Source organism: Neobacillus drentensis, assembly GCF_021560175.1.
GTDB lineage: Bacteria > Bacillota > Bacilli > Bacillales > Cytobacillaceae > Neobacillus > Neobacillus drentensis_A.
The window spans coordinates 3,101,598-3,114,609 of the sequence record NZ_CP091110.1 but is presented as its reverse complement, the minus strand read 5'-3'; the positions used below and the strand labels follow the sequence as shown (position 1 = coordinate 3,114,609).

The window sequence follows — 13,012 nt, the reverse complement described above, 5'->3', positions numbered from 1 at the left end:
ATTGTATCCAAGTAATCTTTGCATTCCGCTCAAAATGATAATGTAGACTATTTGATACTTCAAAAAAATATTCTTTCCTAAATGGTTGTAAAAATTTTTTTATAAAACAGATAAGCATTTTTCAGTATTTTTAAGTTTATCGACTCATTCGCGCTAGGAAAAAAGTATAAAGGAACATAGTAGGATTTACTTTCATCATTATTTCTGAAAAATAAAAAGGAGAAGATGTTGAAAGGTCGTGATTGATAAGATGCTCTATATAAGAGATATTGAAAAAATAATTGAAAATACATTGCAAGAACACAAATTAACTGTTGATTATGAATTTAACAATAACCTTCCCGCACCTATGAGTTTTAACGTATCAACTACTACAATTAAGTTTAACTATTTAAAAATTAATGGATACATAGCGAATATTAACTTTAAGATTAAAGAGACAGATGAAGACTGTGTTAAACTTATTCTCTATCATCAGCTTGGATATTATTTAGCTTTTAAGAACAACAAACATGATTTAAGAGTTTTAAAGTATTTTGGGGATGAAAAAAAAGCACAGCTTCTAGCCAAAATAGAATCTAATGCCTGGAATTATGGCAGAACCTTGGTACCAGAAAAATTACTAAATTCCTATGATAAAATCCGTGAATTAGAAAAAATGCTTCAAAAAAACTATTAAAATGAAAAAAACTAATGGGGGATCAGACTAAGATGGTACCATTTTAAAAAGTTCTGAAGGGATTCTTGGAGCAGATGACCGGGCTGGGGTTGCAGCCATTCTTGAGATACTATCCAGAGTTCAAAAGACCAATTTTAGAGGAACGATTAAAGTAGCTTTTACCGTTGAGGAGGAAACTGGCTGCCAAGGCTCACGTGGAATTGACCAGGATTTTATAGAAGATGTAGATGCCGCCATTATCATTGACTGCCGGGGAAACAGGGATATTGTTACATCATTGAGCTTTTATTTTCCTTTTTGCCCGGATGAGTATGGAAAGTTGTTTGAAGAGGCGGGAAAATTAGCTGGTATGCAGGATTGGAAAATAACTCCGGGCGGTGTTAGTGATGCTTTGGTTTTTGCTGAAATTGGAATCCCATCAGTAAATCTATCAGGCGGCTACCCAAATGAACATAAGTCCACTGAAACGGTCGATTACAAGTCAACATTTGAAACGGTGCTGTTTGCGGAATCGGTTTTGCATCATCAATTAATCAAACAAAAGGTTGTTGCTTTAATGGATTAAGAACCTGAAATCTAGGTCCATATTTAAGGTTAATTCTTAAATATCATTGTGCTATTCTTAAAGTTCCAATGCAAAAAATGGCGTTTTTCTTTCTATAAAATATTTAGCTGCCAGATTCAATGGTTAGTGATGCATAGTCATTGGATCTGGCAGCTAAAAAATCATGAATTGAATTTATTTCCATCGATATCATCCAGCCAAATGGCATATTGCTCTTTATCCCCCTCTTCCAATAGATTTAATTCTTTTTTTGCCTGAAAAATGAGAAATTCATGATCCCATCCGTTATAGTTAAACATAGACCAAATCTTTTGATTTTTCTTGTGAAATTCATGAATCTTTTCGGTTAGATCATAATAAGGCAGTTTGCCCTTCTTCCATCCCAAAAAGTCTGAATATAATAATTCCAGCGAGTCTTCCGTCAGTTTTTGATGATACCTCTCGACAATCTCTCTGTCTCGCTTTCTCTCTTCTTTTGATTTCTTGCTTCTTCCCATTTCGTCTTCATCTTCCTTTTTAAAATTAGGAGACCGGGCTCATTTATCATTCTTTTCTAATTCATCATTCGTTGTAAAATGTTTTAATGTCTCTTCTGATAGTTGTGAAATTTTCAGTCATGAGTGTAGCAGTGTGTTTAATAATATCTTTTATCTCTTGGTGCCCCTTTTCTATATTAACAGTGCGGCTTATTAATTCCTTTTGACCAGTACCAATATGTTGTAGTTCTGAAAGAATTTTATTTAATTGTTCTTACATAAAGCACCTCCGCTCTTTGTTATCAAAACATTAACTGATTTCTAATAAAATGTTAAATGGATAATTGATATCGCTCTATATATAATCATATCCATATTTTCCAACATACTCCTCGTGCGACAAATAAAAATATTCAGGGACATGATTTAACAAAATCTAGCAGTAGTTGTATTAATAAGCAAAAAAACAAGTGAAAAATGGATAAGTCCGTGGGAGGAACTTTATTTCATAAACTACAGTCTATGAAAAAGAAAACACATTGAAATGGGGAATTCAATGTGTTCTTAAGCAGCTTCTCAAATGGGAAGTACTTTTTTATTAGTTAGGCTTAACTGCTTTAAATTCGTCAATCGTTTCAGGAGTATTTTTTCCTTCTTTTCCTTGAAAAAGGTTGATATTAACAGTCACATCCATACAGCCAAGGTATTTTCCATTTTCATCACGTACGGCCATAAACTTTTGGTAAATCTGACCTGATTCACCGGTGCGTTTTGGAAACCAAAATTCCCATTCGTCGCGTGTTCCGGAACGGAAATCATTCAACAATTTTTCAACGTGGTGAGCCACTTTTGGGTGAAGCTCAAGCACAGGCCGACCAATCGCTTCTTTACGGCGACCATGGACGCGGTTTGGATTATTTGAATACCAGCGGAAAATATCGTTGGCATCGCAAAAGCCCATTTCAAATGGCAAAAGGTTTATGATTGAATCCAACGTGCTTGCTTTAATCGCACCGGTTTCAAAATTAATCACAGCTTCAGGACTAATTAAATCCGATAATTTTTCTTCAGACATTTTTAAATCTCCCTTGTAATCATATCATTTAATAAACTAACTCTTATAAGCTGATTATCATTCTCATTCGTAAATACATTTTTATCATACGGGAGATGAGTGGCTATTTCCTTGATTTATATCAAGTTTTTTATTATCAAATAGGTTTATATAAAAAAGACCTGGCCAGTTATCGAATAAAATAACGGCCCAAAAGATTTCCAACGAGGAAAACCAGAATCATGATCAAACTAACCGGCAGACTGGTGACTAGCAAATGCCAGTCCAGCTGTCTCTCTTCGACTAAAAAATAGTAGGTTGCGAGGCAGTAAGGGACAAGGAGGAACAGGGACGTTAGGATGCCAGGCGTGTAGCCCCTGAACATAATCGTTTGAACCATATGCATGAATGCCTGCAAAACAAATAAATTAAGAATCGCTGTAAATAAAAGAAAACCCCTTCCGTTCGATGAGAAATGGGCGGTCATCACGGTAGTGAATGAGATAAACAGTAAAATCCATGTAGCCGAAACAGCAAGCTGGGCAGCGGTCGAACCTGATTTTTTCCTCATTCTTATCGTTAGTTCGACGAAGTTCCTTTTCGAATTTTTGTCTTTGTGTGCAGCCATGAAAGATTCAATCGTCATGATCTCTTCTAAGTCATGGAAAATAAAAATGATCGGAAACAACCAAATTAATAGGTTAAGATTCAAAAATTGGTGGAGCGCCCCTAGCATCTTCTGCCTACCCCCTTTTAGTTGGCATGATTTCGCTAATCCCAAAGCCTACCGTCTGTTTTGGTTGGTTCATTTTATGGGACAGGATAGAAAAATATGCCCAAGGTCACGCAAGAGATTTTTTGAATAGACAAGGCCTTAAGTAATATCCTTATGTGACTCAGCATCTAGGAGCTGCCCGCCAGCCAATTTTTGATAATGGGACAGGGCAAGCAATGGGAAAACATATTCATAACAATGATAATTAAGATAAAAAGACCCTGCCATTCCCCTCCCTTTTGGGTAGGCCGTCGTCCACTCTTTTTCCTTCTTATCCACTAAAAAAGCGGCACCTTTTTCAATTTCAGGCGTAACGACAGTGGCGGCCGTGATGAGGGTGTCAAGGGCCCAAGCGGTATGAGTGCGCGTACTTTCGCCCAACGGCACATAACAGTTTTTGATATCACTTTTACAGGATTCTCCCCAGCCACCATCGGGATTCTGAATTTTCTGCAGCCAAGTTAGAGCCTTTTGAATTGCTGGATGATTCGGAGAAACGCCAACGGCAACCAATCCCGTTACAGCCGCCCATGTGCCATAAATATACACGCCCCATCGCCCCACCCAGGAACCATCTGCATTTTGCTGCCGCAACAGCCAACGAATCGCATCTTTCACCATGGGATGGTGAAGATCCAAATGGGTATAGTTTCCGAAGAACTCTAAGGTCCTTCCCGTTAAATCAACCGTCGACGGATCAATCAATAAATCCTTTCCACCCTCGATCGGTAACAAATTCAACAGTTTCTTATTCACATTCTTTTCGAATGCCGCCCAACCTCCGTCCTTGTTTTGCATGGAAATGAGCCAGTTTATTCCTCGATCCCATGCCTGCCGGCAATTCACTTGGTTTTTGGCCAACGTACGTATGGACCTCAGTGCAACGGTGGTATCGTCAATATCTGGGTGAATGGTATTCAAGTCCGCAAACCCCCAGCCACCCGGTAACAGGTTCGGTTCATGAATGACCCAATCCCCGTATTTGAGATGCTGACGGGAGAGAATGTAATCATTTGCCTTTTGGACCGTGTTGGATGAGTAAGAAATCCCGGATTCTTGCAGAGCATAATTAATTAAAGTCGTATTCCAGACCGTTGCCGTCGTGTACTGGCAGTGAAGTTCTCCGTCAATGCGGCAGGTCATCGCTTTTAATCCTTGTATGGCACGCGTAATCACCGGATGTGTAGTTGGATACCCCCTCGCCAGTAAGGCAAAAATCATCAGAGAAGTCGTGCTGAAATAATTTAAATAAGTGCCGTCTGGTTCGATTCGGTCCAGCATATATTTTTCGGCACGATATAAGGACAATTCGCGAAGATTTACATGGGATTTCAGACCCTTAATCCCCTGTTTCACCCATTTGATCACCGAGCGGGCTTCTTCTGTTTGTTCCTCTGTAAAAAAACGAACCGCTTTTTTTTGAAATAAATCGGAGAGATTGGGCGATCGAGGTGTTCTCTTACGAAAATTCGTATTGGCGAGAATCAAAAAAGGGATTATGTTCGCTCTTCCGTACACGGAGAGGTCAAAAAGATTGATGGGAAAAGAGTCTGGTAAAAGCATTACTTCAATATTAATCGGGAAGTGCGGCCACGCACATTGTCCTGTTAAGGCCAACATGATTTTCAAAAACATATGAACCTCCGCAGCCCCTCCGTTGGCCAGAATAAACCGTCTTGCAGCCTGGATTTCCGGGTCTTTTCGATTCCGGTAACCAGAATAAAGAAGGGCATAATAAGCTTCTACAGTGGAGGTCAGATTTCCCTTTTTTTCATCATGAAACAGCTTCCAGGAGCCATCTTCCTGCTGTTTTCCGGCGATCCGTTTCACCAATTCTTTTATGAACTCCTCATCATCTATCTCCAATGTCCGTAATAAGATAATCATAGTGCAGTCCGTTGCGATCCCGGTTTCGAATGGATAATGCCAGGCCCCGTCCTCTGATTGGTCCTGGATTAACTGATCAGCGATTCTGTTCATTTCCTGATAGATCCGATGTTTCATATGACCCATCCTCTCCCCTATCTTCATCTTTGTATTCATATTCCGTGAGCAATTTGAATATGCATTCCAATGATGGGGATGACCGATGCACGCAAAATGAACGTTGAGAAAGGATGATGCCGTTTTTGCTGGACTCTTTCTCAGATGTAAAAAAAGAATTAAAAAATAAGCTGAAAAAGAAATCTTCCGGTCTTCCTCCCTGTTTATCAGAAAACGATAAACAATGTATTCACCATATAAGAGAACAGACGAAGCAGCTTAACCAAAACAATGTAACACGGACGCAAGCTTATTTTCAGTTTTACCTTCAGCACCCTGAAATCCATTGGGCCCTTCTCGGACATATGGTATCGCGAAACGTCGGATGGAACATGACGGATTTAAAAGGGGAATTGCTGACAAAACTTCTGCCTGAAAGAGATCAGAAAGCTTTCTTTTCCTTTTTGGAACACGGCAGCTGGTTGATTTTTCAAGATGTGTTTCCTCAATTTTTGGTTTATGACCTGAGTGTGAGGAGTAACCAAGAAATGTTCCATCTTTTACCTTTTTTTCACACGTCAACCTTCATGGAAACGATCTGGCGTTATTTTTGGCACAGTGGGGATTGCTATACATTGGCGATTGCGACGGTGATCAATGAACAAAGCTATTTGGAAAAAAGATTGGTTCAAAATAATCATTTCAAGAAAACCGTTACAGGTACGGTCAGCTTTAAAATGCATGATTTTTTGCGCCTGAATAACATTCTTTTTCCCTACTGTGCCGGCGAAAAAGAGGAGAAAACGTCACTTGCAGGCGCCACCTCTCGGTATTTCACTTCGCTCCACGAAAGAATTTTATTTGGAAAAAAGTTATATTCCCTTCTGTTTGGGCGTGAAAATATTCTAGCGGGGGTCTTGAAATGGGCACATGACCACCCTCACACAGGCTCACGGAAAGATTATTGGCCCGATTTATATAATGATGTCAATGAATCTTTTCCCCGCTCCCTCTATAAGCGGCGGGTCAAGAATTGCATGTTGAGAAAGGGTGCATTAAGGCTGTACAGCCCGCCTTTAAAATACGCCTGGCCGAATACCCCGCATGAAGAGGCGGAGAGCGGAGATTGGTTTGAGGATTGGCATGTTCTGGATTATATTCATGAAGAAGTCAGTTTGAATGGTGAGATTTTACCTAATTATTGCAAAACCATTGAAACCATTGAACTTGCAGTAATGGCGAAGGAAGCCCTACTGTTACGAGAAGAAGAATAATTATTAACGAGCAGGGGTCCTGACACTTTTCAAAAGTATTTTAATGGTTTTGGTAACTTTTTAATATCATTTTAGCAAGATTGGCAGCATTTCCTTCAATCTTGTTAAAATGGTCTATTACATCTTAAAAGTTTCTCTCATACAACTTTGAAAGGATGGCGAAAATAAAGTGTACTGTACAGCACCACTTCTACTATTTACACCCAATATTTACAACTCCACTGTTTATTTTGGAGTTTCTGGTTGTAAGCTCACTGACACTGTTTGAATGACATTATTAATCAATTGTCGATTCCATCCATTTACGAAAAATCCCAAGAAAGAAGCAAGAGAACCGTCCCCATGATTCAGGCGATATATTTTTTTATAGCTAAAATGAAGACTAAGATGGCAGGTATCAGAAGTTGGAAGGGAATATGCATATAAAGCGGAACAATCTTTAATCCAATAAATAAGTGTTGAATGATATTTTTAGACAATATAAATGTCGAAAAGAACGTTATGGCTGCTGAGGTCACTAGCATTTGGTTTCGTTTGATCTTTGGAAACGAGTTTTCAAAGACCATGAGACCACTGCACATAAAAACCGAAATTTTAATAAATCCCCCTATTAAATTGATAATGACCGCCAAAACCTCTAAATGTGGTAAAGTCTCTAATAAGCTGGTTAGCTCCAACGCCTTTACAAACGGAAAGACATAAGAAGTAACCGTTTCAGGACCTAACAAGCCGAGGATCATCTCACCTGCTAAAAACAGAAGCACACCAGTGATACAAATTGAAATCCAGCCGTATTTTCGTAAGTGCTTCTTATTATCTACAAACGGAAATAACATGGTAAATACGATGAGTTCACCATATGGAAAGGTTAATCCAGTTGGGAAAACAGCAGACATTACCTGCTTCCAGCTTGTTCTGAAAACGGGTGTTAGGCGGCTAATTTCAAAAAAAGGTGAAATAAATCCTAATATAATGAGTACCAAAACGATCACACCAGTAAAAACAAATAGGATTAAAGAACTTCTTGCTATCGCTTCAATACCAAGATAACAACAATAAGACACCACAAACAAAAAAGTAAATGAAATGATCCAGAAAGAGACATTGTTAAAAAGCACTGAACCTATAAAAAAAGAGAAATCCTTTAACACTCTACCTGCAATATATAAAAAATAAAGACCATACATGATTCCCACTATTTTGGATAGCCATTTTCCAAATCCTAATTCTAAAATCTCAATCAAGTTACTCCATTTCCCCAAAGAATGAAGAAGCATATAGAGATAAAATAATCCTACCCCCATAGCCAATGATAAAAAAATGGTGATCCAAACATCTTGTTTTGTACTAAAGTTCCAGCCAACGACGATCGCACTTCCGAGCAAAAAGTTGACCATTAAGGTGAATAGCTCGATCGCTGCTATTTTGACCATTCATCTATCTCTTCCTTTCAAAACTTATCTGCCATTACGATGAAATGTCTCCTACATCCAAAACTTTTATCCTTACATTTGTCTGAACTTTTACCGTAGAATAGATGGAATTCCAATCTTTTTTGTTCCTGTTCCATCTATTTGGCTGTTTCCTATAGATGACTTCGCCGAAACCAATTATATCGGTTTTTTTATTCTGCGTTTTGGCTATCAACTGATTAATCTGTTGTTCAAGGTCGTGTTCTGCCTCATGTTGCAAGGAAGCAATGTTTTTCGTGTTGGACGTATCGATTTTACACGAAACATCAGAAAGCTTACCTGTTAATTGTAGCTGGAGAAGAAAGGAGGGAATTCCCTTTTTATCTCTAATACGAATAACGGGCTTACTTCTTACCTCCTTCCAGGTTACATATCCTTTTTGTCGTTGGCATTTTGTTATAATGGAGGATTTTTTAATTTTGGAATGCATTAAAGCATATAAATTACTTTCTTCTGAAGAAAGAAAATACGAGAGTTTTTGATTCTGAAAAACAGCTAATCCATCTAGTGAAAGAATCGTCTCCGGAGTAGCCTTTTCAATATTTTCCTTCGATGTTCCTTTAGAAAAAGAACCATTCATCCTGATATAAGGAATGGTCAATTCTGTTCGATTCTGAACCGCCTTTTCCCTTATATGATTAGAGGTTATGTCTGACAACTTCCCCCAGGAAAGTCGTTTCCGTATTAGCATTTCTTCAAATCTGCTTCCGGAAATTTTTTGTAAGGGGGTAAAGATCTGAAGCAGTTTATTGGCTGATACTCCCTTTGATATAACAAACCTGATATTGGCAGGTAAATTGGATTCGCGCATAAAGTAATCGGAAATAGAAGAAATGCCTTCAGATTTGGCTAATTCTTCCCCTATTACTGCTACCTCCGTATTATCTAAGAAGATCGGCCGTGCTATTTTATTTTGTATACTCTCCATTGCTTCAGGGAGGGTTCTTCCCTTTGCACTGTATGTGTAAGCACCGGTTTCTGATGCTCCTTCTTTGCTATTAGAGGCAGGATTATAGATTTGCAGGCTGGCAATATACCCCCCCTTACTCTTATCAATCCCAATCGCGGAAACCACACTAAGTTTATTTAATAACGTGTCCTGGGCCTGTTTGCTTACGATGATAGAAAGGATGATTCCAATTGCTAAAACCATATTTATATTTGACTTCATATGCTTGCGCATGAACTTGTTATTACTTTTCATTTGTCTCTTCCATCGTTTCTTCTGACATAAAATGAGATTCATCATTTGTCATTTCCACTAGTGATATCTGAATGGCACTGTCTTTTAGGTCATGTGCAACAAAAGGAGCAAAAGGAGATAAATAAGGCACTCCAAAGCTTCGCAGTGAGCTTATATGAACCAATAATAATAATGACAAGAGAGCAATACCGTATAAGCCGAGGGTCGCACCTGCCACAACAAAACAAAGAATGATATTTGCTCCTGTTATGCGCAATTGGTAAATGGGAATAACACTTAATAAAATATAGGTAAGGCACACAATCACTAAACTGGCAGGTGCCACTAATTGCGCTTCTATTGCGGACTGCCCTAAAATGATACCACCAAATATGGAAATGGTTACGGCAATGTTTTGTTGTAATCTTGTGGAACTTTCGTTTATCGCAATAAGTACAATAATTAATAGAGTTACTTCTAACGACGTTGGAAATGGTACCAACTCCCGCTGTGAAACAAATCCCACTAACAGTTTGACTGGCAAAAGGTTTGCATGATAGGTCATAAAAGCTACATAGAAACCCGGAAGATGCAAGGAAACAAGATATAAACAAAAACGAATTAATCTTGTATTAATGAAACCTGTATTACTAAAGTAATAGTCCTCTGGTGTTTGGAAAAATTGAATAAACACAGCAGGGGCAATCAGTACATATGGAGAACCATCTATAAAGATGGCGATTTTGCCTTCCAGTATTTCTGCAGCGACTACATCAGGCCGATCTGTATTGAGTACGAGCGGAAAAAAAGACATAGACTCCTTCGTAAGTACCGCCTCGATATAATTTGCTTCCAGCACGGCGTCCAAATGAAGGCTGTCAAGGCGGTCATAGATGGTTTGAAGAACTTGTTGATCCACCACGTTTTCCAAATACATCACAGAGATATCTGTATGGGTTTTGGTTCCATATTGTTTGGTCGTGACTCTGACATTCGTATTTTTTATTATTTTTCGGACAAGTGAGATGTTAGTACTCCTATTTTCATTGAAACCTTGATCAGGACCTTTTGCAACACGTTGTCCTTTAGGACTTTCTATACTGCGACCGTTCCATTTAGTCGTATCTGTTGAAAGGAATGTGCTGCATCCTTCTAATATGAGCAGCGTTTTTCCTGTAAGTAACTCAGTTGAACCAAGATTTATATTTTCTACTCGTTTAACATTTTTTGCTTGAATAACCGCTGTTTCCACAAAAGAAAGCAGTTCTTCATCTGATTGGAAAAAGGGAAATTGATATGTTAATAACGGTTCAATTATGTACTCCTGAATCCCATCCGAGTCTACAATCCCATCAATGAACAACATGGCTGCTTTCTTATCTTGACCCTTCAAGGTAATATTTCTTATTTGTAAATCAGAACTCTCCCCCAAGATCTTCTTTATAGCATTTATATTGTTACCTAGAACACTTGAAATGTCACTTTTACCGGTCATTTTCATCACCTGGGTTCAATTGGTATTGATAGGTTAGTATTTCTTAGAAGAAAAAAAATATGCAGGACTCATGATCGAGAACCTGCGCACTTTATACTTCCGCCTTTGAATCCCTCGGCGTCATAATATTAAAATTAGGGTCTATTTTATCTATGACTCCCAAGAAAGACTGCCATATCTGTTTATCTCCTTGGATGATAATAATGGAATGATTGGTAAGATGATTAGTTGTGACTAGATTGTATAATGTTTCTTTCCACATTGTGACCGTTACCTCTGCACCTGTGAAGAGATCATCCTTCAAATATCTGAAAATTCCACGTTTTATTTCCGTTGACGCCCTTTCATTACGGTCAGGAATCACAAAGTTTAGTTTGTAATCCAAATCCCCTGCTAACGGACCATCAATCCGAATGCTTAATAGATTCAAAATACTGGGGAGAGGTAGACCATCGAAAACCTCTTTTGTTCTTGTCGATATCGGAATAAGTCTTTTCCCAAAGCGCAGCTCTTGTGCGCCCATCAAATACTCATTTCTCCATGGCCCTGATTCTGCAACATACCCTAATTGTTCTAGTGCATCGGCACATAACAACTTCGCTTCTTCATGGGTTGGATTAGAATAAATCACATGTTTTAGTACTTCTGCTGTCCATTGATATTCACCATTCTGATAAGACTTTTTTGCTTTTTCAAGAATCGCTTCCTCTCCCCCCATGTATTCCACGTATTTTCGAGCAGATTCCTCTGGGAGGAGCTTATTCAAATCGATTGGATTTCCATTATACCAACCCATGTATCTTTGATAGACCGCCTTCGAATTGTGATTGGCTGTCCCGTAAAATGAACTGTTATACCATTCGTCGCTTAGGCTCCTGGGCAGCTTCACCAATTTCCCAACCTCTTCCAAAGTAAATCCCTGATTAATCAATCGCAACGTTTGATCGTGGATATATTGATAGACATCCCTTTGTTTTTCTAAGTATTGGATACATGTTGCACGACCAAAACGTGCCCAGTTGTGTGCACCAAATATACTGCTTAGCTCATTCCCAAATAGATCAATGGCTTTCTGCAAATAGAATGCCCAGGCCACAGGATCACGAACTTGTGCACCTCTTAATGTATATAAATTATGCATCGTTACAGAGGCGTTTTCTGCAATACATAAGGACTTTTCACTTGGAATATAAATATTCATTTCTGCAGGAGCTTCTGTATTTGGAGTAAGTTGAAACTGTAAAGGAACTCCATCAATAATCTTTTCTTCATAGGGTAATGGACTAGCTGGAGAAATTTCTTCGATAGTACCAGTCAACGTCACATTTCCGGTAGATATCGTTTTACCGAGACCATCATCGATCTGTCCTTTAGCATCAGTTGGCAGGTGCAGCCCGAACATAAATATACCACGTCTATTCATAGCGACCCCTGCAGTAATATTCTCTTCTATGACGGCCCTCATTAAACCCTCTGGAGCATACACCTTTACGGATTCTTCGTGAACGTTTTCTAATATACCTGAAATGCCGCCGTAATGATCTGCATGTGAATGGGTGATAATGATCGCACTGATTGAAAAATCACCTGTATATGACTGCATGAATTGGATGGCAGCTTGTGCGGTTTCCTTACTAGTTAAACAATCAATGACAATCCACCCTGTCCTCCCCTTGATAAAGCTAATATTGGCGATGTCAAATCCTCTTATCTGATAAATATTGTCTGTGATTCTATATAATCCTGTATGAAGGTTTAATTTGGCTTGTTCCCATAGCTTTGGATGAACCGTATCAGGTGTTTGTTCATTTAACAAAAAAGCATATTTACTTAAATCCCAAACAGGAGAATGAGTAGGTTTTCCTTGAATAACTGGCAAAGGAACATTTTCCAGGAGATTTTCCTTTACTAACGCTTGTTCCCTTTTTAAAATTCCCCAATCAATTTCCCTATAAAAAACCTTATTAACCCAACTAGTCTTAGATGTTGCTGGCTTTCTGGTATCATCTAGCTTATTGTCATTTTCAGATAAGGCCATTCCTACACCTCCCCTTAA

At 38.6% G+C, this 13,012-nt stretch carries 11 protein-coding genes; 3 read left to right on the top strand and 8 right to left on the bottom strand.

The window, feature by feature from the left end; genetic code table 11:
* The first annotated feature begins 238 nt into the window (after positions 1–238).
* Positions 239–679, top strand: a complete 441-nt coding sequence (locus L1999_RS14450; RefSeq protein WP_345790898.1) for a hypothetical protein — start codon at positions 239–241, stop codon at positions 677–679.
* A gap of 40 nt (positions 680–719) precedes the next feature.
* Complete coding sequence (locus tag L1999_RS14445) at positions 720–1,244, top strand: M20/M25/M40 family metallo-hydrolase (RefSeq protein WP_345790901.1); 525 nt, start codon at positions 720–722, stop codon at positions 1,242–1,244.
* 161 nt (positions 1,245–1,405) lie between these two features.
* Here the strand turns inward: L1999_RS14445 and L1999_RS14440 are convergent, their stop codons facing one another.
* The 4 genes from L1999_RS14440 to shc form a co-directional block, all read right to left on the bottom strand.
* On the bottom strand, positions 1,406–1,741 hold the full coding sequence (locus tag L1999_RS14440; RefSeq protein ID WP_235744181.1) for a hypothetical protein: 336 nt from the start codon (positions 1,739–1,741) through the stop codon (positions 1,406–1,408).
* A gap of 577 nt (positions 1,742–2,318) precedes the next feature.
* A complete protein-coding gene (locus L1999_RS14435) occupies positions 2,319–2,795 on the bottom strand; it encodes a PAS domain-containing protein (protein ID WP_235744180.1) in 477 nt (158 codons plus the stop codon).
* Positions 2,796–2,964: 169 nt separating this feature from the next.
* Positions 2,965–3,510, bottom strand: a complete 546-nt coding sequence (locus tag L1999_RS14430; RefSeq protein ID WP_235744179.1) for an HXXEE domain-containing protein — start codon at positions 3,508–3,510, stop codon at positions 2,965–2,967.
* 138 nt (positions 3,511–3,648) lie between these two features.
* Positions 3,649–5,553 (bottom strand): squalene--hopene cyclase, encoded by a 1,905-nt coding sequence (gene shc, locus L1999_RS14425; protein ID WP_235744178.1) that lies wholly within the window; start codon positions 5,551–5,553, stop codon positions 3,649–3,651.
* Positions 5,554–5,669: 116 nt separating this feature from the next.
* Here shc and L1999_RS14420 point away from each other — a divergent pair, with 116 nt between their 5' ends.
* Positions 5,670–6,806 (top strand): DUF2515 family protein, encoded by a 1,137-nt coding sequence (locus L1999_RS14420; protein ID WP_235744351.1) that lies wholly within the window; start codon positions 5,670–5,672, stop codon positions 6,804–6,806.
* Positions 6,807–7,153: 347 nt separating this feature from the next.
* On the opposite strand, the gene L1999_RS14415 is transcribed toward L1999_RS14420, so the two are convergent.
* From L1999_RS14415 to L1999_RS14400, 4 genes are all read right to left on the bottom strand, one after another.
* Complete coding sequence (locus tag L1999_RS14415; protein WP_235744177.1) at positions 7,154–8,239, bottom strand: GerAB/ArcD/ProY family transporter; 1,086 nt, start codon at positions 8,237–8,239, stop codon at positions 7,154–7,156.
* A gap of 34 nt (positions 8,240–8,273) precedes the next feature.
* Positions 8,274–9,482, bottom strand: a complete 1,209-nt coding sequence (locus tag L1999_RS14410; RefSeq protein WP_235744176.1) for a Ger(x)C family spore germination protein — start codon at positions 9,480–9,482, stop codon at positions 8,274–8,276.
* Complete coding sequence (locus L1999_RS14405) at positions 9,472–10,956, bottom strand: spore germination protein (protein ID WP_235744175.1); 1,485 nt, start codon at positions 10,954–10,956, stop codon at positions 9,472–9,474. The genes L1999_RS14410 and L1999_RS14405 overlap by 11 nt, the downstream gene beginning before the upstream one ends.
* Positions 10,957–11,047: 91 nt before the next feature.
* Positions 11,048–12,994, bottom strand: a complete 1,947-nt coding sequence (locus tag L1999_RS14400; protein WP_235744174.1) for an alkyl/aryl-sulfatase — start codon at positions 12,992–12,994, stop codon at positions 11,048–11,050.
* Between the last annotated feature and the right edge of the window lie 18 nt (positions 12,995–13,012).